The sequence below is a fragment of the Streptomyces sp. NPDC057486 genome, from assembly GCF_042802415.1.
Lineage (GTDB): Bacteria > Actinomycetota > Actinomycetes > Streptomycetales > Streptomycetaceae > Streptomyces > Streptomyces yanii.
The window spans coordinates 20,032-39,819 of the sequence record NZ_JBHVEE010000095.1 but is presented as its reverse complement, the minus strand read 5'-3'; the positions used below and the strand labels follow the sequence as shown (position 1 = coordinate 39,819).

The window sequence follows — 19,788 nt, the reverse complement described above, 5'->3', positions numbered from 1 at the left end:
GGACGCAGGCGTCCCGGCCCCTCCGCGTCGTGTCCGTCCTACAGGAAGGAGTTGACCTCGATGGTCTCGGTCCGGCCGGGGCCGACACCGATCGCGGAGATCGGGGCGCCGGACATGTCCTCCAGCGCCTTCACGTACGCCTGCGCGTTCTTCGGCAGGTCGGCGAAGGTCTTGGCCTTCGTGATGTCCTCGGACCAGCCCGGCAGCATCTCGTAGACCGGCTTCGCGTGGTGGAAGTCGGTCTGGCTGTACGGGAGCTCGTCGACGCGCTTGCCGTCGATCTCGTACGCGACACACACCGGGATCTGCTCCCAGCCGGTCAGCACGTCCAGCTTGGTGAGGAAGAAGTCGGTGAGACCGTTGACCCGGGTCGCGTACCGTGCGATCACCGCGTCGAACCAGCCGCAGCGGCGGTCGCGGCCGGTGGTGACACCGCGCTCGCCACCGATCCGGCGCAGCGCCTCGCCGTCCTCGTCGAGCAGTTCCGTCGGGAACGGACCGGCGCCGACGCGCGTGGTGTACGCCTTGAGGATGCCGATGACCCGGCTGATCTTCGTCGGGCCCACGCCGGAACCGGTGCAGGCGCCACCCGCGGTCGGGTTCGACGAGGTGACGAAGGGGTACGTGCCGTGGTCGACGTCGAGCAGTGTGCCCTGACCGCCCTCGAAGAGGACGACCTTGCCCGCGTCGATGGCGTCGTTGAGGATCAGCGTCGTGTCCGCGACGTACGGCTTGATCTGCTCCGCGTACTGGAGCATCTCCTCGACGATCTTGCCGGACTCGATGGCGCGGCGGTTGAAGACCTTGGCGAGGAGCTGGTTCTTCTGCTCCAGGGCCGCCTCGACCTTCTGCTCCAGGATCGACTCGTCGTACAGGTCCTGAACGCGGATGCCCACACGGTTGATCTTGTCGGCGTACGTCGGGCCGATACCGCGGCCGGTCGTGCCGATCTTCCGCTTCCCGAGGAACCGTTCCGTCACCTTGTCGATGGTGACGTTGTACGGAGTGATCAAATGAGCGTTGCCGCTGATCAGCAGCTTGGACGTGTCCACGCCGCGCTCGTTGAGCCCACTCAGCTCGGAGAGCAGGACCGCCGGGTCGACGACGACACCGTTACCGATGACCGGGGTGCACCCCGGCGAAAGGATTCCGGAGGGGAGGAGATGAAGTGCGTACTTCTGGTCGCCGACGACCACCGTGTGGCCGGCATTGTTGCCGCCTTGGTAACGCACCACATAGTCCACGGATCCACCGAGGAGGTCGGTGGCCTTTCCCTTGCCCTCGTCACCCCACTGAGCACCGAGCAGCACAAGTGCGGGCACAGGCGTACACCCCTTCCGGGCGGGGCATGTCCAAGGTCAGGGGGCGTACGAAAACGCCGTACATGCCGTACGACGATGTACGACGAAGCCTGAACCGTCGAACCGGGTGCCCCGGAATAGACGAAGCCCCTGGCGCAATAGCGCAAGGGGCTCTTGCACCAAGATGCTACCCGAGGAAGGACCGAGGTGTCGGCTGCCCAGCCCCCCGGCAACGGTACGGACCAATTGCTGGTGGTCATCGACCCGGTCGCCCGCCGGACCGACGGCGAGTCCGTCCGGATCGCGAAGGACGTGCTGAGCGCCGGTTCGCACGCCAAGATCTGCCTCCCGGACAGTCCGGAGGAGTTCGCGCGGGCCTTGTCCCGCCGGGGCGGCAGGCGGCCGGTGGTCGTCGGCGACGACCGGTCGCTGCTGCGCGCCGTGACCCTCCTGCACCGGGAGCGGGAGCTGGCCGGTGCGGTGCTCTCACTGGTCCCGGTGGGTGCCGCGGCCGCGCTGGAACTCGCGCATTCGCTCGGCGTGCCCCTCGGCGCGGTGGCCGCGGCGCGCGCGGCACTGGACGGGGCGGTGCGCCGGCTCGACCTGCTGGTCGACGACAGCGACGGGGTCGTCCTGGGCGCCCTGCGCATCCCCGCCCTGTCCGCGGCACCGGGCACGACGGCGGCGCACACGGGTGTCACGGCGGTCTGGGACACCTGCCGCTCCCTCGTACGGACCCTGGTCCGCCCCGCCCCGTCGCCGGCCCCGCCCGTCCCGCCCCGCACCCATCGGCTGCGGGTCGAGGTGGACGGGGTGCTGCTGAACGATCTGGACCGCCCGGTCGAATCGGTGACGATGAGCGCGCAGGGCGGTGACAGGGGCCTGGCGGACGTGGTGGTCCGGACGACGACCGGCGAACCGGTGACCGCGGAGGCGAAGGCGGTCACGGTCTCCGGCGCCGACTTCCGCTACCGGGCGGACATACAGGTCGGCGGCCCGGTCCGGACGAGGACGTGGACGGTGCGGGCGGGTGCGTGGGGGCTGATGCTGCCGGTGGCGGCGGAGAGTGGATGATCCCCGCGCCGGGGGCGCGCACGTGAGGGTTCAGGGGGCCTGTCGCACCTGCCGCGACCTGCGCGCGACCGGCCCCTGACATACCGAGCGCGGGCGCGGAAAGAGGCGCACCCTGATAGCAGGTCCTGGAGGTGTTCGCCATGATGAAAACCGCTGTCGGATGGCACATCGAGCTGGAATTCGAGGAAGACAACCACCGCACCCGTGCCGCCGCCCTCGTACGGCTTCCCGACGGGAACGAGGTACGTGCGCACGGATACGCCAGCCGCCACCCCTCCGACTCCCAGCAGCCGAGGGTCGGCGAGGAGATCGCGGGTGCCAGAGCACTGAACGAACTCGCCATGAACCTGCTGACCAAGGCGCACGACGAGATCGACGCGGCGTCCGGCCGGACGTCGCACCCGCTGACCTGAGCCGTTCCGGGCCGAGGCCCAGGGCCCGGTGTCCCGGGCCTCCCGCCGGGCTCTTCCGCTTTGCCCAGTGCCCCTCACGGCACTAGCTCTTCCCCTCCGGGAGGTCGAACTTCTTCCGGTAGTCGCGCCAGCGGTCCATCATGCCGACCAGTTCCGTCTGCAGGAACTCGAAGAACTCCGCGGTCTCCGCGAGCCGCGTACCGGCAGGTGTGTCCGGGCCGAGGGTCTGTGCGCCCTCCTTGAGGGTGTGCTCCCAGCGGGTCAGGACCCGGTCACGGCCGGCGAAGGTGGCGTACCAGATCTCGTTGTGCAGGCGGTAGCGGTCCCTGCGCGAGCCCGGGTCGCGTTCGCGGCCGACCATGCTGACCTGCGTGAGGTAGTTGATCGCGCCGGAGACCGCGGCCGGGCTGATCCGAAGCTGCTCGCTGAGCTCCGCCGAGGTCATGGAGCCGTCGTCGTCCGCGAGCAGCGCCGCGAAGACGCGGGACGCCATCCGCTGCATGCCCGCCTCGGTCATCTCGGCCGCGAAGCGCTCCACGAACCGCGACACGGCCTCCTCGTCGCGCGCGTGCTCCGGCTCGCGCTCACGCCGGTCCGCGCCGGTTTCGCTGCTCATCGCCCCATCGTCTCCCCTGAATTTCCTGCGGGTTCCCGGCCCCGGGCCACACCCCCGACTTTATACGCTTCCTTAACTTCACAAGTTTGTGAACGTAGCGTACGTTCAGAAACATGACGACGGCAATCACCGTGGCCGGACTGCACAAGTCGTTCGGGCGGACACACGCGCTGGACGGCCTCGACCTCACGGTCGAGACCGGTGAGGTTCACGGCTTTCTCGGGCCCAACGGTTCCGGGAAGTCCACCACCATCCGGGTCCTGCTGGGCCTGCTGCGGGCCGACTCCGGCGCTGCCCAGTTGCTCGGCCGGGACCCCTGGAACGACGCGGTCGAGCTGCACCGGCGGGTGGCATACGTCCCCGGTGACGTCACTCTGTGGCGCAACCTCTCCGGCGGCGAGGTGATCGACCTGTACGGCCGGCTGCGCGGAGGCCTCGACCCGGCCCGCCGTGCCGACCTCATCGAGCGGTACGAACTCGACCCCACCAAGAAGGGGCGTACGTACTCCAAGGGCAACCGGCAGAAGGTCGCCCTCGTCGCCGCGTTCGCCTCCGACGTGGATCTGCTGATTCTCGACGAGCCGACCAGCGGGCTCGACCCGCTCATGGAGGAGGTCTTCCAGAGCTGCGTCGCCGAGGAGCGCGAGCGCGGACGGACGATCCTGCTCTCCAGCCACATCCTCAGCGAGGTCGAGGCGCTCTGCGACCGGGTGAGCATCATCCGGCAGGGGCGCACGGTGGAGAGCGGCTCGCTGGCGGACATGCGGCATCTGACCCGTACGAGCATCACCGCCGAACTGGCCGGGGCGCCCAACGGGCTCGCGCACCTGCCCGGCGTGCACGACATCGACATCCAGGGCCTGCGGGTCACGCTCCAGGTCGACACGGACAAGCTCGACGCCGTCCTCAGGTCGCTCACCGCGTCCGGTGTGCGGTCGCTGACCAGCACCCCGCCCACGCTGGAGGAACTCTTCCTGCGGCACTACGCCGCGGACACCGACGAACGCGCGGAGGTGACGGCGCGATGACCGCCGCGACCGTGTCCGCGACCCGTGCCGGACGCTCCGCCCGGGGCGGGCAGCTCACCGGCACCGGAACCCTGCTCAGGCTCGCACTGCGACGCGACCGGATCATGATGCCGATCTGGGTGATCGTGCTCGGCGGGTCGTTCTCCTCCGTCGGGAAGTCCTTCTCCTCGCTGTACGACACCGCGGCCCAGCGCGCCGAACTCGCCGCCTCGATGAACGGCAACAGTTCGCTGCGCGCGGTGTACGGACCCGTCTTCAACGACTCCGTCGGCGGTCTCGTCACCTGGCGCATGGTCGGCTTCGGCGCCGCGATGGCAGCCGTGATGAGCCTGATCATCGTCATCAGGCACACCCGCGAGGAGGAGGAGACCGGCCGCCAGGAAATGCTCTCCGCGGCCATGGTGGGGCGCCGCGCCCCGCTGACCTCCGCCCTCCTCGCCGCACTGATCGCCGATGCCGCGCTCGCCCTGATGATCGTCGCCGGGATGGCCGGGTCCGGGGCCGGCGGTGCCGGGGCGGTGGCGCTCGCCCTGACAGTCGCCGGAATCGGGGCGCTGTTCGCCTGCACCGCAGCGATCGCCGCCCAGCTCACGGAGAGCGCACGGCTCGCGAAGGGGCTGACGGCGGCGGTGATCGGCGCCGCGTTCGTCCTGAAGGCGGCGGGCGACTCGTCGACGGATGACGCCTCGTCCGTACTGAACTGGCTCTCGCCGATCGGCTGGGCGGAGAACGTCCGGGCCTACGCAGACGAACGGTGGTGGGTGCTGCTGGTCATCGGGGCCGCGGTGCTGATCCAGGGCGGGCTCGCGTATGCCCTGGCCGGGCGGCGTGATGTCGGCATGAGCTTCCTGCCGACGCGTCCCGGACCCGCGACAGGGCGGATCTCCACGGCGTTCGGGCTGGCACTTCGGCTGCAGCGCGGTGCTCTGATCGGGTGGACGCTGTCGTTCGCCGCGGTCGGCGCCGTCTTCGGCGGGCTCACCGGCGGCGCGGCGGACCTCGTCGGCGCCAACGAGAAGACGAAGGAGATCTTCGAACGGATGGGCGGACAGGCCGGTCTGACCGACGCGTTCCTCGCCGCGATGGTCGGGATGCTGGGGATGGTGGCCGCGCTGTACATCGTCGCGTCGGTGCTGCGGCTGCACGGCGAGGAAACCGCGGGGCGCGCCGAACCCGTGCTGGCCGGCGGGGTGAGCCGGATCGGCTGGGCGGCCGGGCACCTGGTCATCGCCTTCGGCGGAGCGGCACTGATCATGGCGGTCGGAGGCCTCGGCCTGGCCGCCGGCTACGGCCACGAACTGCCGGCCGTACTGGGCGCATCGCTGGCGCAGCTGCCCGCCGTCTGGCTGCTCGGAGGCCTCACCGTCCTGCTGTACGGCGCGCTCCCGAAGGCGGCAGTGGCCTCGTGGGGAGTCGTCGGGATCTGCCTGGCCCTGGGGTGGATCGGGCCGGCGGTGAACATGCCGCAGCCGGTGATGAACCTGTCACCGTTCAGCCACCTGCCGAAGCTGCCGGGCACGGAGATGCAGTGGCCGCCGGCGCTGTGGCTCACGGCGGGCGCGGTGGTCCTGGTGGCGGCGGGACTGGGAGCACTCCGGCGGCGGGACGTGCAGGGGTGAGCGGGTGACCGTTCCTGTCCTCGATCGCCGGACGGCCTTGATGTTCAAGCCCGTCGAGGAGGTCCCCACACCCTCGGGCCATGGAGGAGACCGAGGACACCACCGGACCGCCACCGCCCTGCGGACCGGGGTGCCGGGGTGCCGGGGTGCCGGGAGGAACGCTTCCGGTCACAGCTCCACGCGCAACTCCTTCAGGCCCCTGATCACATAGCCCGGGTTCCACTCCGGCTCGGACGCCACTCGCATCCGGGGCGCCCGGCGCAACAACTCACCGAAGGACGCGGCGAGTTCGACCCGAGCGAGTGGGGCGCCCAGGCAGAAGTGGATACCCGCGCCGAAGGTGATGTGCGGGTTCTCCCGCCGGGACAGGTCCAGCGTGTCCGGGTCCGCGAAGCGCGCCGGGTCGCGGTTGGCGGAACCGAAGAGCAGGGCCACCTCGGAGCCACGCGGAATGACCGTGCCGTCGATCTCGATGTCGTCGAGGACCCAGCGCTCGAACATCTGCAACGGAGTGTCGTACCGCATCAACTCCTCCACGGCCGTGGGCAGCAGCCCGTGGTCGGCGCGGAGGGCCGCCAACTGCTCGGGATGGCGCAGCAGCGTCCACCAGCCGTTCACGGTGGTGTTGACCGTCGCCTCGTGGCCCGCGTTCAGCAGCAGCACACACGTGGAGATCATCTCCTGCTCGCTGAGCCGCTCCCCTTCGTCGTGCGCGGCGATGAGCGCGGAGATCAGATCCGTGCCGGGGTTCCTGCGGCGCTCCGCGATCAGCTCCCGCAGATACGCGGAGAAGTCCACCGAGGCACGGACGGCGGCGCTCGCGGTCTCCTCGGACGGGTTCAGTTCGAACATTCCGCAGATCGCCGCCGACCAGGGCCGCAGCAGCCCGCGGTCGGACTCGGGGATGCCGAGCATCTCGGCGATGACGGCGACGGGCAGCGGTTCGGCGACCGCGGCGAGCAGGTCGCCGCCGCCCGCCCCCACAAAGCCGTCGACCAGCTCGGCGGCGAGCCGCTGCACCGTCGGGACGAGCTGCTCGACCGTCCGCGGCGTGAACGCCTTCGAGACCAGGCGCCGGATCCGGGTGTGGTCGGGGGCCTCCAGGTCGAGAATTCCCTGCCCGTTGAGGGTGGTGAAGGGCTCGTGCGCAGCGGGCGGGGGCGTACGGCCGAACTCCTCGTGCGTGAAGCGGTGCAGATACGTCCGGCCCAGGCGCCGGTCCCGCAGCAGCGCGGACACATCGGCGTAGTGCGGAACGAGCCACTGGTTCGTGGGCTCGAACCGGTGCACCCGGCCGGCGGCCCGCAGCGCGGTGTACGCGGGGTACGGGTCGGCGACGAACGCCGGTGACCAGGGGTCGAACGTAGCGGTGGCGGCGGGCTGCGGAGACGGGTGCATAAAGCGACGCTAACCGGACCCGCCGGTTTAGTCACGGGCGGCCCTCAAGGGAAGCAGGAGGTCAGGAGGGGGTGACCAGGCGGGCCTCGTACGCGAACACCGCGGCCTGCGTGCGGTCCCGCAGCCCGAGCTTCACCAGGATCCGGCTCACATGCGTCTTGATGGTGGACTCGGCGACCACCAGATGCGAGGCGATCTCCGCGTTCGACAACCCCTGCGCGATGAGGACGAGCACCTCCGTCTCGCGCTCCGTCAGATCGCCGATCTGAGCCAGCGCGGGCGGCCTCGGGGCTCCGGCGAGCCGCGAGAACTCGGTGATCAGCCGCTTGGTGACGGTCGGCGCCAGCAGCGCTTCCCCGGCCGCCACCACTCGCACACCATCGGCGAGTTGACGCGCGGAGGCGTCCTTCAGCAGGAACCCGGACGCCCCGGCACGCAGCGCCTGGTACACGTACTCGTCGAGGTCGAACGTCGTCAGCACCAGCACCTTGGCGGCCGCGTCGTTGGCGACGATCTCGCGGGTCGCCTCGATGCCCCCCAGCTCCGGCATCCGGATGTCCATCAGGACCACGTCGGGCCGGAGCGCCGCCGCCTGGGCGATGGCCTGCCGGCCGTCGACCGCCTCACCGACGACCTCGATGCCCGGCATCGCACCCAGGAGCACCGAGAAGCCCTCGCGGACCATCATCTGGTCGTCGACGATCAGGACACGGATGTCGTTCATGAGGTCTCGCTCTGCGTCGGTTCCTGGGCCAGGGGTACGGGGATGAACGCGGTGATCTCGTAACCGCCGTCCGCGGCCGGCTCGGCGGTCATCTCGCCGTTCAGCATCGCGACCCGTTCCCGCATCCCCGTGATCCCGTGCCCGGCACCCTGCGACGGTTTCACCGGACCGGTCGGCGGCCCGTTGACGACCCTCAGCCCCAGCCCGCCCAGCACGTAGCCGATCTCGACCTTGGCGGTGGCGCCCGGGGCGTGCCGCAGCGTGTTGCTGAGGGCTTCCTGGATGATCCGGTACGCCGACAGCTCGACGCCCTGCGGCAGTTCACGTACCGCGCCGGTGATCGTCTTCTCGGCCACAAGTCCGGCGTCGGCCACGTTGGCGAGCAGTCCGTCGAGTGCCGCGAGGGTGGGCTGCGGTGCGTCCGGCGCCCGGTAGTCCTCGGCCCGTACGACGCCGAGCACCCGGCGCAGTTCGGTGAGGGCGGCGACGGCGTTCTCCCGGATGGTGACGAAGGCCTGCTCCAGCTCGGGGGGTGGGTTCTCCACCCGGTACGGCGCCGCCTCGGCCTGGATCGCGACGACCGACATGTGGTGGGCGACCACGTCGTGCAGCTCACGGGCGATGGTGGTGCGCTCCTCCAGCAGCGTGCGCCGGTCGCGTTCCACGGCGGTGACGGTGCGCTGCACGGTCACCTCACGCTCCGCCTCCCGGCGGGTCTGCACGACGGTCACCACGAGCAGCGCGAACGCGGAGGTCACGGCCATGGGCGCGGTGGTCGTGGAGTAGTGCCAGCCGAAGCTCTCCATGAAGATGCCGAGCAGCACGGTCAGGACCCACATCCAGGCTGCGGTACGGGGCCGGGTCCGGGCGGCGACCACGACGAGCACCACCAGATGAGCGAGGAACATGCTCGGCGCCCACGGCCAGTCATTGGCGCCGATGACGGCTGCCACCGGGGTGAGCCCCATCGACATCCAGAACGCGCCGACCGGCCGGACCAGGGTCATCACGACGGGTACCGCCGGGAGCAGCCCGATCACGATGATTTCGATCCCGGACCAGGCCCCGGAGCCGTCCGCCACGGTGAGGCCGACGAGGACCGTGATCAGCGCGGCCAGCCCGACCAGCGCGTGCGGCGCCCAGCCGGCCCGCTCGCGCATCCGCTCGGGCACCAGCCGGGTCAGCGCCCGGCCGGTCCGCATCGGCGCCAGCGGACGGTAGGCGAACGCATCATGGAAGAGGTCCTGCCGCAGGCCGCCTATCGCCCCTGCGGCCAGCCGGAACTCGGGACTTCTGGTCTTGGTGGTCACGCTCTCACGGTAGGTGGCGCGGCGCGCGACGTCGTCAGCAGTGATGTGGATCCTGCGGCATCCGTCGCAAGGACTACTCGGACCCAACCGGGCGGACCGGTCGCGGCCGGGAGCACCGCCACCGGACGGCCCCGGGACCGCCTGTCACCACGCCAGCTGCGCAATCTCCTCCGCCACCACCGCACACGCATCCGCCGCCGGATCGATCAACGGAAAGTGCCCGACCTCCTCCAGCAGCGTCAGCCCCACCGTCTCCCCGGCCTTCGCCGCCGCGTCGACGAACGCCTCCGCGACCGCCTGCGGCACCGTGAGATCAGTGCGTCCCTGCACCAACACCGTGGCGATTCCCGTCGGCAGCAGCGCAGCCGGGTCGGCGTACGGGCTCCTGGCCGCGAAGTCCTCTTCCCTGCCGAGCAGTTGACCCACCGCGCCGGAGCAGACATCCAGCTCCACCGCCGTGGCGAAGTCGGCGATCGGCGCCAGGGCGACAACGCCGCGCAGCGGAGGCGCCGCGGGAAGCCGCCACGGCGACCCTTCCGGGAGGACGTGCCGGGCCGCTGCCCACAGCGCCAGGTGACCGCCCGCGGAATGACCGGTGACGACGAGCCGCCGCGCATCGGCCTCCGGCAGTTCGCGGGCGAGCAGTGCGGGCAGCGCGTCCATCGCCGCGGCGACGTCGTCGAAGGTCTCGGGCCAACGGCCCGCCACCGCACCGGAACCGCGCTGCTGCGGGATCTCGCTGCCGCGCCGGTACTCGACATTGGCGACGGCGAACCCGCGCCGGGCCAGGAAGTCCGCGAGCGGCGACACATGCTGCCGGTCGTACGGCGCCCGCCACGCACCGCCGTGCAGGACGACCACGACGGGCGCCCCGGCCCGCCCGTCGCGCGGGGCGTAGAAGTCGATCACCTGGTCGGGGTGGGTGCCGTAGGCGGCGGTGGCGTCGGGGGCGACAGCCGGATGCGAGAACGCCGACTCGGTCTCGACTGCGTCCCGATCACGCGCGGCGGAATCCGACATGCTGCTCCAACCATCCGACAGAGGTGCCCAACTGGCCTGACCAGCGGGGACGGTATCAGCACAGGGCACCGCGCCCCCACGGGGATTGACCGTGGGGACGCGGCAGGCGTCACACCCCGCCGAGCGGCCCGCTCACCACCTCACCCAGCACCCGCGCAGCCCGCTCCACATCCGCGAACCCCACGTACAACGGCGTGAACCCGAAGCGCAGCACATCCGGCCGCCGCAGATCCCCGACCACGCCCCGGGCGATGAGCGCACGCATCGCCGGCTCGGCGACCGCCGCGTCCACACACCGCAACGACACCTGGCTGCCGCGCTCCCCGTGCGTCCCCGGGGTGACCGAGACGACCACGCCCTCCGGCACATACGCCCCGACGCACTCCAGGAAGAAGTCGGTCAGCGCCAGCGACTTGGCCCGTACCGCCTCGACCGGCACCCCGTCCCACACGTCCAGCGCCGCTTCGAGCGCCAGCATGGACAGGATGTCGGGGGTTCCGACCCGGCCGCGGACGGAACCGTCCGCCGGAGCGTAGCCCGGCGCCATCGCGAACGGGTCGGCATGCGAGGTCCACCCCGGAAGCGGCGAGTCGAAGGCCGCCTGGTGCCGCTCGGCGACGTACAGATAGGCGGGCGAACCGGGCCCGCCGTTGAGGTACTTGTACGTGCAGCCGACCGCCAGGTCCACCCCGTGGGCGTCGAGCCCGACCGGCAGCGCGCCCGCGCTGTGGCACAGGTCCCAGACCGCGAGCCCGCCCGCCGCGTGCACGGCGGCGGTGAGACCGGGCAGGTCGTGCAGCCGGCCGGTGCGGAAGTCGACGTGGTTGAGCAGGACGACCGCGGTACGGGGGCCGACCGCACCCGGCACGTCCGCCGGGGCGACGGGGACGAGAGTGTGCCCGGTCATCCGGGCGGCGGACTCGGCGATGTAGCCGTCCGTGGGAAACGTCGTCGCGTCGACCAGGATCTCGTCGCGTCCCTCGGGCGCCAGCCTGCTCGCGGCGACGACGGCCTTGAAGACGTTCACGCTCGTCGAATCGCCCACCACGATCTGCCCGGCTGCGGCCCCGACGAGCGGGGCGATCCGGTCGCCGATCCGCTCGGGCGCGGTCCACCAGCCGCTCTCGTCCCAGGACCGGATGCGCAGCTCACCCCACTCACGGGTGAGGACCTCCTGCATCCGGGCGGGTACGTGCCGGGGCAGCGCCCCCAGCGAGTTGCCGTCGAGATACACGGTGTCGTCGAGGGTGAACAGCTTCCGCAGATCGGCGAGTTCGTCGGCGGCGTCGAGTGCCGCGGCCCGCGCGGCGAAGGTCTCAGACATGGCTGCGCGCCGTCCACAGCTCCGGGAACACGTTCTTCGTGGCACGTTTCTCCAGCCACGCGACCCCGGCGGAGCCACCGGTGCCGGTCTTCGAGCCCATCGCGCGCCGGGTGGCGACGAGGTGGTCGTTGCGCCAGCGCCACACCAGCTCACCGACGTCGGTGAGCGCCTCGCCGAGCCGGACGAGATCGTCGTGCCGCTCGGGATCCGCGTAGATCTCCGCCCAGACGGCCTCGACCTCGGGGGACGGCTCGTACTTCTGCCTCAGGTCCCGGCCGAGCACGGCCTGCGGTACGGCGTGCCCGCGCCGGGCGAGCAGGGCGAGCACCTCGTCGTACAGACCCGGTTCGGCGAGCGCCTTCTCCAGTTCGGCATGGACGCGGGGTGCACCCCGGTGCGGTACGAGCATGGACGCGGACTTGTCGCCGAGCAGGAACTCCATCCGCCGGTACATCGCCGACTGGAAGCCGGAGCCCTCGCCGAGTGCGCCACGGTAGGAGTTGAACTGGGCGGGGGTGAGCTGGGCGAGGGGCGTCCAGGACGCGTTGAGCGCCTCGAGTTCCCGCACCGACCGCTTCAGCGCATCGCGTGCGACGGGCAGCCGGTCCTCGCGGAGGGCGAGCGCCGCGGTCTCCCACTCATGGACGATGACCGTGAACCACAGCTCCATGACCTGAGTGGTGACCAGGAAGACCATCTCGCCCGGATCGTCGGAGCGGAGGTGCTGGAGGTGGGTCAGGACATCCGCCTGGACATAGTCCTCGTACGGAGTCGTTCCCGCGAAGTCCAGGTACGGGGTGTCCGCACCGGTGGCTTCGGGGTCGGGGTGGATCGTCGACATTGCTGTCTCCTCGACACGAGCTTCCGGGTAGCGGTCCGCCCCTTCCATGAGGTGATGGAGCTCCGGTCCCCTGTCCGCATCCTAAGCGGAGCCCCACGAAAGGCGCAGGCCCCGCAGACAGCGAATACGTCTGCGGGGCCGTGAACAGGGCGTATGCGCCCGCTATCCCAGGATCTCGGCGGCGGTCGGCGACGAGTCGCGGAGGAACGTCGAGCAGCGCTCGTACTCCTCCTGCTCACCGATCGACTGCGCGGCGCGAGCCAGGGCGTGCAGGGCACGCAGGAAACCACGGTTCGGCTCGTGCTCGAACGGTACGGGCCCGTGGCCCTTCCAGCCGGCCCTGCGGAGCGCGTCGAGGCCGCGGTGGTAGCCGGTGCGGGCATAGGCGTACGACTCGATGACGCGGCCGCCCTCGAACGCCTCGTCGGCGAGCTGCGCCCAGGCCAGGGAGGAGGTCGGGTACTTCGCGGCGACATCGGCGGGGGCCGTGCCGTTCGCGAGCAGCTCGCGCGGCTCCGGGTCGTCGGGCAGGTGAGTCGGGGGAGGCCCCCCGAGCAGGTTCTCGTGGATGGACATGGGTTCAAGTGTGCCTGGCACATGCGCGTCGGGGGTAGCCGGGCGCCCCGAGCGGTCAGGCGCGGCCCGGCTCCCCGTCCTCGTCCCGCGCGGGCTCCAGGGGAGGTGCCGCGACACCGCAGTGCACGGTGCATTCCGGACGCGCCCTGCCCTTCCGGGCCGCGGGCGGTGTCCGTACGGTCGCCCAGGCGATCGCCGAGCCCAGCACCATCAGCCCGGCGCACATCGGCATGGCCCGCCGGAAGGTCGCGGCGAACTCACCGGCGTCGCGGTACGCCTCGGGCCCCATCCCGGCGAGCAGCGGCAGCGCGGCCACGGCGAGCAGGCCGGCGGCGCGGGCGGCGGCGTTGTTGATCCCGCTGGCCAGCCCGGCGCGCGCGGTGTCGACGGAGGCGAGGACGGTCGCGGTGAGAGGCGCCACCAGGGTGACCAGGCCGAGGCCGAGCACGGCGACGGCGGGCAGCACGTGCTGGACGTACGCGGAGACGGACGCGTCGCCGGGCCCCACCCGCAGCATGAGCAGCATCCCGGCGGCGGCCAGCAGCGGCCCGACGGTGAGCGGGATACGGGGGCCGATGCGCTGCGCCAGCTCACCCGACGAGGCGGAGAAGAGCAGCATCAGCACCGTGCTCGGAAGGAGGGCGGTCCCGGCCCCGAGCGCGGAGTACCCGGCCACGACCTGGAGCTGAATGGCGGAGAGGAAGAAATAACCGCCGAGCGCCGCGTACACGCAGAGTGTGACGACATTGACGGCGGTGAACAGACGGGACTCGAACACCGACGGCGGCAGCATGGGGTTCGCCCGCCGCCGCTCCACCTGCACGAACGCCACCCCGAGCAGCACTCCGCCCACGGCGGACCCGATCACCGCAGCGGACGCCCCCTGCCCGGGAGCCTCGATCAACGCGTACGTCACGAGAGCCAGAGCCAGCGCGCCGAGCACGGCCCCCAGAACGTCGAAGCGCCCGTGCGCGTGCGGGTCCCGCGACTCCGGTACGTGCCGCAGCGCGACCGGCACACAGATCACGGCGACCGGCACATTGATCAGAAACACCCACCGCCACCCCGGCCCGTCGACGAGCCACCCCCCGACGAACGGCCCGATCGCGGCCCCCACCCCACCGAAGCCGGACCACAGCCCGACCGCGCGGGCCCGGTCGTCCGGGTGAAAACTGGCCTGGATCAACGCCAGCGACCCGGGCGTGAGGAGTGCCCCGCCCACCCCCTGAAGGGCCCGGGCCCCAATCAGCACGCCGGCATTCGGCGCGACGCCGCACAGCAGCGAGGCGGTGGCGAACCACACCACCCCCACGACGAACACCCGCCGCCGCCCGTACCGGTCCCCGAGCGCCCCACCGAGCAGGATCAGCCCGGCAAGGGTCAGCATGTAGGCGTTGACGGTCCACTGGAGAGCGGCCAGATCGGTGCCGAGGTCCTTGCCGATACGGGGCAGTGCGACGTTGACCACGGTGGAGTCGAGCATGGCCATGGCGGACCCGAGGACGGTGGTCAGAACGACCCAACGCCCGGGTGCGGAGGCGGCACGGATCTGACCGGCGGCTGTCTCGACCATGCGAGCAGCATCCCCGGTCCGGCGGGAGGCGGCCAGTCCGGCACGGGCACCTGCCGCTCCCGGATCAGCCCCTCGACGCCCGCACCGCCCCCAGCGCCCGGATCAGCCCCTCGACGCCCGCACCGCCCCCAGCGCCCGGATCAGCGCCTCGACGCCGGCCTCCACCTTGCTGCGCGGGCATCCGACGTTCAGACGCAGGAAGCCCTCCGCCCCGTACACCGCCCCCGGCATGATCGCGACCTTCTCGCGTTCGATCAGCACCCGCTGCAGCGCCTCGTCGTCCACACCCAGCGGGCGCAGGTCGATCCACGCCAGGTAGCCGGCCTGCGGCGGTTCCCAGGACAGCTCGGGAAAGGCCGTGTTCAGGCGTTCCGCGACCAGTGCCAGGTTGTCGGAGACGTACGCCCGGACCGCGTCCAGCCACTCCCCGCCCTCCCGGTACGCGGCTATGTGGGCGGTCAGCGACAGGACCGCCGGGGAGGCGAGCCCCTCGGCCGTCTCCATGCGCCGCAGGAACTCCGTCCGGTCCGCCGGGTCGCCGATGATGCCGTACGAGCCGGTCAGCGCCGGGAAGTTGAAGGACTTCGAGGCGGACGAGATCACCGCCCAGCGACCCCCGTCCGCACCTGCCACGCGCGCCCACGGCACATGCCGATGGCCCTCGTGCACGAAGTCCGCGTGGATCTCGTCGCTGATCACCGCGACCCCGTGGCGCGCCGCCAGCGCCGCCGTCTCGACGAGCTCCGGCTCCGTCCACACCCGGCCGGTCGGGTTGTGGGGCGAGCACAGCACCAGCACCTTCGCGTCGGGACGCGCCAGCTCCCGCTCCAGCGCCTCCGTGTCGCCCACCGGCACGCCTCGCAGCTCCCGGCCGAGACCGGTGATCGCCTTGCGGAAGCCGTCGTACGTGGGGGTGTGGACGACGACGCCGTCGCCCTGCGCCGTCCACATCTGGAGGAGCTGCGAGAGCTGGCTGAGCACCGACGGGGCGTAGACCAGTCGGCCGGTGTCCAGCTCGGTGCCGTACCGGGTCCCGTACCAGTGCGCTATCGCCGACCGGAAGTCGTCGTGCTGCCAGCTGGTGTAGCCGAGGACGCCGTGGTCGAGGCGGGTCCGCAGCGCGGTCAGCACCTCCGGGGCGGTCTCGAAGTCCATGTCGGAAATGGTGAACGGGAGGAGCCCGTCGACCCCGAACCGGTCGGCGACTCCGTCCCACTGGACACTCCAGGTGCCCCTGCGGTCGACGACGGTGTCGAAGTCATAGCGTGCGCTCGCCTGCACCAGTGCTCCTTCTGCTCGTTCGCGGACGTGCCGTGGGCCCGGCACCCCCAGGGAGTACCGGGCCCACGGCCGCCGTTCGTACCTACTGCTACTTCAGCTTCGTGCCGGTGGACCGCAGGTTGGCGCAGGCCTCCGTGACACGCTTGGCCATGCCCGCCTCGGCGGACTTGCCCCAGCTGCGCGGGTCGTAGACCTTCTTGTTGCCGACCTCGCCGTCGACCTTCAGCACACCGTCGTAGTTGCGGAACACGTGGTCCACGATCGGGCGGGTGAAGGCGTACTGGGTGTCGGTGTCGAGGTTCATCTTCACGACGCCGTTCTCCAGCGCGGTGGCGATCTCCTGCTCGGTGGAGCCGGAGCCACCGTGGAAGACGAAATCGAAGGGCTGGCTACCGGCTGCCTTGCCGTACTTGGCGCTGACGCCCTCCTGGAGGTCCTTCAGCAGTTCGGGACGGAGCACGACGTTGCCCGGCTTGTAGACGCCGTGCACGTTGCCGAAGGACGCGGCCAGCAGGTACCGGCCCTTCTCGCCCAGACCGAGCGCCTCGGCGGTACGCAGCGCGTCGTCGACGGTGGTGTACAGCTCGTCGTTGATCTCGTGCGTGACACCGTCCTCCTCGCCACCGGTCGGGGTGATCTCGACCTCAAGAATGATCTTGGCGGCGGCGGCCTTGGCCAGCAGCTCCTCGCCGATGGCCAGGTTGTCGGCGAGGGTCTCGGCCGAACCGTCCCACATGTGGGACTGGAACAGCGGGTTCAGGCCCTTGGCGACGCGCTCGGCGGAGATGTCGAGCAGCGGACGCACGTAGCCGTCCAGCTTGTCCTTGGGGCAGTGGTCGGTGTGCAGCGCGACGTTGATGTCGTACTTGGCGGCGACGATGTGCGCGAACTCGGCGAGGGCAACGGCGCCCGTGACCATGTCCTTGTTGTGCTGGCCGCCCAGGAACTCCGCCCCACCGGTGGAGATCTGGACGATGCCGTCGCTCTCCGCCTCCGCGAAGCCGCGCAGTGCAGCGTGCAGGGTCTGGGTCGACGTCACATTGATGGCCGGGTAGGCGAACTTGCCTGCCTTCGCCCGGTCGAGCATCTCGGCGTAGACCTCGGGGGTTGCGATGGGCATCTGTCCGCTCCTTGGGATGTGCGGGTGTGCGTTGCTGGTTCCCTGACCTGGGGGCGACGTCATCGTCGCCCCCATCTTCCCAGACTCTCGCTCCGGCTCCACCCGGCGGACTCCTTCAACGCGCGGGCCGGGCCGCCGGACGCATACGACGAGGGCGGACGGTTTCACGTGAAACCGTCCGCCCTCGAGGAAAACGCAGGTCAGGCCAGGTCGAGGTCCGACACCGTGTAGGCGTGGATGTACGGGAGACCCGCCTCGGCAATGGCCGGAGCCGCGCCCCGCTCCACGATCGTGGCGACAGCGACGACCTCGCCACCGGCCTCGCGCACCGCCTCCACAGCCGTCAGCGGCGAACCGCCGGTCGTCGAGGTGTCCTCGACCACCAGGCAGCGGCGGCCCTTCACGTCCGTGCCCTCGATCCGGCGCTGCATCCCGTGCGCCTTCTGCGCCTTACGGACGACGAACGCGTCCATCCGTCCCCCGCGCGCTGCGGCAGCGTGCAGCATCGACGTGGCGACCGGGTCGGCGCCCAGCGTCAGCCCGCCCACACAGTCGTAGTCGAGCTCGGCGGTCACGTCCAGCATGACCTGACCGACCATCGGAGCAGCCTCGCCGTCCAGCGTGATGCGGCGCAGATCGATGTACCAGTCGGCCTCAAGACCCGAGGAGAGGGTCACCTTGCCGTGCACCACGGCCTTGTCCTTGATCTGCTGGAGCAGCTCAGCACGTACGTCAGTCATGGCTACGAGCTTAAGGCCGCCCGTCTCACAGCCTGCGCCAGCTCCAGGTCGTCACGATCTCCAGCGGGTCGATCGGCGTGACAAAGTGCGGCGCGGTGTTCAGTCCGTTCGGCGGACCCGATTGCGGCTCCACGCAGACCGCCTCGTCCTGCTCGTCGTAGACGACGACCCACTCGGTCCGGCTCTTCACCTTCAGTTCCAGTTGCTGCGGCCAGGTGAGCGTCACGTCGACCCCGTCGGGCATCCCGAAGCAGTCGTCCCACGGGCCGGGCAGCGGCGGGATCCGGCGGCCGGTCGGCAGATGGTTCTCGCCCCGCTCCTCCTGCCAGGCGGCGTCGAAGCCGATCTGCACGTCGTCACCGCCAGTTCCGAGGTTGCGCAGGAACCAGGGGTGCCAGCCGGCCTGCGCGGGGAACGAGTCCCCGTACGTCTCGATGCCGAACGCGAGCGTGAGCGAGTCCTCGGCCAGTTCGAAGGTCTGGGTGACGCGGCCCGGATACGGCCACGGCTCGGCCAGGTCGTAGTAGAACGCGGCGTCGGTCCCGCCCTCCTTCGCCGTGAGCCAGGCGGTGTCACGGCCGGTGCCGTGGATGGCGTGCGGCGGGGAGTTCAGCGGCAGCTGATGGAGCACATCGCCGTTGTGGAACCGGCCGTTCTCGGTCCGCCCGCACCACGGCACCATGGGGAAACAGCCGTACCGCTCCCCCTGCCGCAGCAGTTCGGTGCCCCCGATCCGGAGGCTGCTGATGCGGCAGCCATTGGCGGGATCCACGGTCAACTCGGCGTCGCCGACGGACAGCCGGACGTTCTTCTCGCTACTGCTCACACGACGACACTACTGGCGCCGCTACCTCCGCCGCCGCAGCGCCCGGCCGATGACAACCGCGGAGGCGAGCGCGAGGGCGGCCGCCGGGGCCACCCAGCGCAGGGTGGTGCCGGCTGTCGTCGACTCGGGCGACGGCACGGGGGCGTACCGGCCGCGCGGCGGCGCGTGGTCGACCTCCTCCGCGCTGCGCCCGATCATGGTCCTGCGCGCGTGCGCGGCCTCGGCGGGCGGCCCCTCGGGGGCGGGGAACCCCATGTCCGCATGGGGGTCGAGCGAGGACGGCGGCACCGGCGCCTCGAAGACCGAGCCGGTGCCGGGGGGTGTCCGGTCGGAAGGTGCCTCGGCAGGGGGCGTGCCGTCGGACGGCGCCTCGGTGGCGGCTGCCTCCTCGGACTGCGATTCGCCGGACGGTCCCTCGCCGGACGGTCCCTCGTCGGACGGTGCGGAGGCGGCGGGCACCCCGCCGGACACCGCCCCCTCGGGCCGCACGCGGTCGGTGCTCACGTCGTCCGCAGTCGCCTCGGGCTCCCCGGCCGCCCCCTCGGGCCGGTCGCCCGCGCCGTGCGTCGCCAATGTCTCGGTCACCAGCTGCTGCGTGAAGCGGTCCAGCAGTCGGCACGCCGCCGCCAGCGCCGCCTCAGGTTCCAGCTCCACGATGCGGCCCTCGCCGCCCGCCGTGCCCGTGAACGCGATCGTCGTACCGCCGTCCGTCTCCGTCAGGCGGATCGTCAGGCCGAGCTTCGCCGAGCCGGTGCCCCGCGCCTCCACACCCTCGCCGGTGACGGAAACCCCTGCCCCGTCCGGCAGCGCGGTCGGTGTCAGCGTGCCGCGGTACGTGATCGTGTGGCCGCCGATCCGGACCTTGAGCCGGCCGGCCAGGGGGCCCGCGGACACGTCGGCATCCTGCTGGAGGCCCGGCACGCAGCGGGCGACACGGGCGGAGTCGCCCAGCGTCCGCAACAGGGACGGGACCGGAACCGGAACGAACACCTCATGCTCCATGG

At 71.2% G+C, this 19,788-nt stretch carries 19 protein-coding genes; 4 read left to right on the top strand and 15 right to left on the bottom strand.

What is annotated here, in order from left to right; genetic code table 11:
• Positions 1-38 precede the first annotated feature (38 nt).
• The gene (locus ACFU6I_RS33220; RefSeq protein ID WP_384373368.1) at positions 39-1,322 is read right to left on the bottom strand and encodes an adenylosuccinate synthase; all 1,284 of its coding nucleotides are present in this window, start codon (positions 1,320-1,322) and stop codon (positions 39-41) included.
• A gap of 186 nt (positions 1,323-1,508) precedes the next feature.
• On the opposite strand from ACFU6I_RS33220, the gene ACFU6I_RS33215 reads away from it, so the two are divergent.
• Both ACFU6I_RS33215 and ACFU6I_RS33210 read left to right on the top strand, forming a co-directional pair.
• Positions 1,509-2,375 carry a diacylglycerol kinase gene (locus ACFU6I_RS33215; protein ID WP_384373366.1) on the top strand — a complete coding sequence of 289 codons (867 nt, stop codon included), beginning with the start codon at positions 1,509-1,511 and terminating at the stop codon, positions 2,373-2,375.
• Positions 2,376-2,515: 140 nt separating this feature from the next.
• Entirely contained in the window at positions 2,516-2,788 is a 273-nt protein-coding gene (locus ACFU6I_RS33210; protein WP_384373364.1) for a DUF1876 domain-containing protein, read from the top strand.
• Between the two features lie 82 nt (positions 2,789-2,870).
• Here the strand turns inward: ACFU6I_RS33210 and ACFU6I_RS33205 are convergent, their stop codons facing one another.
• A complete protein-coding gene (locus ACFU6I_RS33205) occupies positions 2,871-3,404 on the bottom strand; it encodes a GbsR/MarR family transcriptional regulator (protein WP_384373363.1) in 534 nt (177 codons plus the stop codon).
• Positions 3,405-3,517: 113 nt separating this feature from the next.
• On the opposite strand from ACFU6I_RS33205, the gene ACFU6I_RS33200 reads away from it, so the two are divergent.
• Both ACFU6I_RS33200 and ACFU6I_RS33195 read left to right on the top strand, forming a co-directional pair.
• On the top strand, positions 3,518-4,432 hold the full coding sequence (locus ACFU6I_RS33200) for an ATP-binding cassette domain-containing protein (RefSeq protein WP_384373361.1): 915 nt from the start codon (positions 3,518-3,520) through the stop codon (positions 4,430-4,432).
• Complete coding sequence (locus ACFU6I_RS33195) at positions 4,429-6,051, top strand: ABC transporter permease (protein ID WP_384373360.1); 1,623 nt, start codon at positions 4,429-4,431, stop codon at positions 6,049-6,051. The genes ACFU6I_RS33200 and ACFU6I_RS33195 overlap by 4 nt, the downstream gene beginning before the upstream one ends.
• A 168-nt stretch (positions 6,052-6,219) precedes the next feature.
• Here the strand turns inward: ACFU6I_RS33195 and ACFU6I_RS33190 are convergent, their stop codons facing one another.
• From ACFU6I_RS33190 to ACFU6I_RS33130, 13 genes are all read right to left on the bottom strand, one after another.
• The gene (locus ACFU6I_RS33190; RefSeq protein ID WP_384373358.1) at positions 6,220-7,449 is read right to left on the bottom strand and encodes a cytochrome P450; all 1,230 of its coding nucleotides are present in this window, start codon (positions 7,447-7,449) and stop codon (positions 6,220-6,222) included.
• Between the two features lie 61 nt (positions 7,450-7,510).
• Positions 7,511-8,173: a response regulator transcription factor gene (locus tag ACFU6I_RS33185; RefSeq protein WP_345517379.1), complete on the bottom strand. Its 663-nt coding sequence runs from the start codon at positions 8,171-8,173 to the stop codon at positions 7,511-7,513.
• Positions 8,170-9,450 (bottom strand): sensor histidine kinase, encoded by a 1,281-nt coding sequence (locus tag ACFU6I_RS33180; RefSeq protein WP_384373372.1) that lies wholly within the window; start codon positions 9,448-9,450, stop codon positions 8,170-8,172. Before ACFU6I_RS33180 ends, ACFU6I_RS33185 begins: the two co-directional genes overlap by 4 nt.
• Positions 9,451-9,627: 177 nt before the next feature.
• Positions 9,628-10,503 carry an alpha/beta hydrolase family protein gene (locus ACFU6I_RS33175; protein WP_384373356.1) on the bottom strand — a complete coding sequence of 292 codons (876 nt, stop codon included), beginning with the start codon at positions 10,501-10,503 and terminating at the stop codon, positions 9,628-9,630.
• Between the two features lie 109 nt (positions 10,504-10,612).
• A complete protein-coding gene (kynU, locus tag ACFU6I_RS33170; protein WP_384373354.1) occupies positions 10,613-11,827 on the bottom strand; it encodes a kynureninase in 1,215 nt (404 codons plus the stop codon).
• Positions 11,820-12,668 carry a tryptophan 2,3-dioxygenase family protein gene (locus ACFU6I_RS33165; protein ID WP_384373352.1) on the bottom strand — a complete coding sequence of 283 codons (849 nt, stop codon included), beginning with the start codon at positions 12,666-12,668 and terminating at the stop codon, positions 11,820-11,822. Before ACFU6I_RS33165 ends, kynU begins: the two co-directional genes overlap by 8 nt.
• A gap of 162 nt (positions 12,669-12,830) precedes the next feature.
• On the bottom strand, positions 12,831-13,244 hold the full coding sequence (locus tag ACFU6I_RS33160) for a DUF3151 domain-containing protein (RefSeq protein ID WP_030977723.1): 414 nt from the start codon (positions 13,242-13,244) through the stop codon (positions 12,831-12,833).
• 55 nt (positions 13,245-13,299) lie between these two features.
• On the bottom strand, positions 13,300-14,817 hold the full coding sequence (locus ACFU6I_RS33155; RefSeq protein WP_384373350.1) for an MFS transporter: 1,518 nt from the start codon (positions 14,815-14,817) through the stop codon (positions 13,300-13,302).
• A gap of 102 nt (positions 14,818-14,919) precedes the next feature.
• A complete protein-coding gene (locus tag ACFU6I_RS33150) occupies positions 14,920-16,098 on the bottom strand; it encodes a MalY/PatB family protein (protein ID WP_384373348.1) in 1,179 nt (392 codons plus the stop codon).
• Positions 16,099-16,186: 88 nt separating this feature from the next.
• A complete protein-coding gene (gene fbaA, locus ACFU6I_RS33145) occupies positions 16,187-17,218 on the bottom strand; it encodes a class II fructose-bisphosphate aldolase (protein ID WP_384373346.1) in 1,032 nt (343 codons plus the stop codon).
• Positions 17,219-17,418: 200 nt separating this feature from the next.
• Complete coding sequence (gene pyrE / locus ACFU6I_RS33140; RefSeq protein ID WP_345517371.1) at positions 17,419-17,958, bottom strand: orotate phosphoribosyltransferase; 540 nt, start codon at positions 17,956-17,958, stop codon at positions 17,419-17,421.
• 25 nt (positions 17,959-17,983) lie between these two features.
• Positions 17,984-18,784 carry an aldose 1-epimerase gene (locus tag ACFU6I_RS33135; protein ID WP_384373344.1) on the bottom strand — a complete coding sequence of 267 codons (801 nt, stop codon included), beginning with the start codon at positions 18,782-18,784 and terminating at the stop codon, positions 17,984-17,986.
• A 21-nt stretch (positions 18,785-18,805) separates the two neighbouring features.
• Entirely contained in the window at positions 18,806-19,786 is a 981-nt protein-coding gene (locus tag ACFU6I_RS33130) for an SRPBCC domain-containing protein (RefSeq protein ID WP_384373342.1), read from the bottom strand.
• Positions 19,787-19,788: the final 2 nt, after the last annotated feature.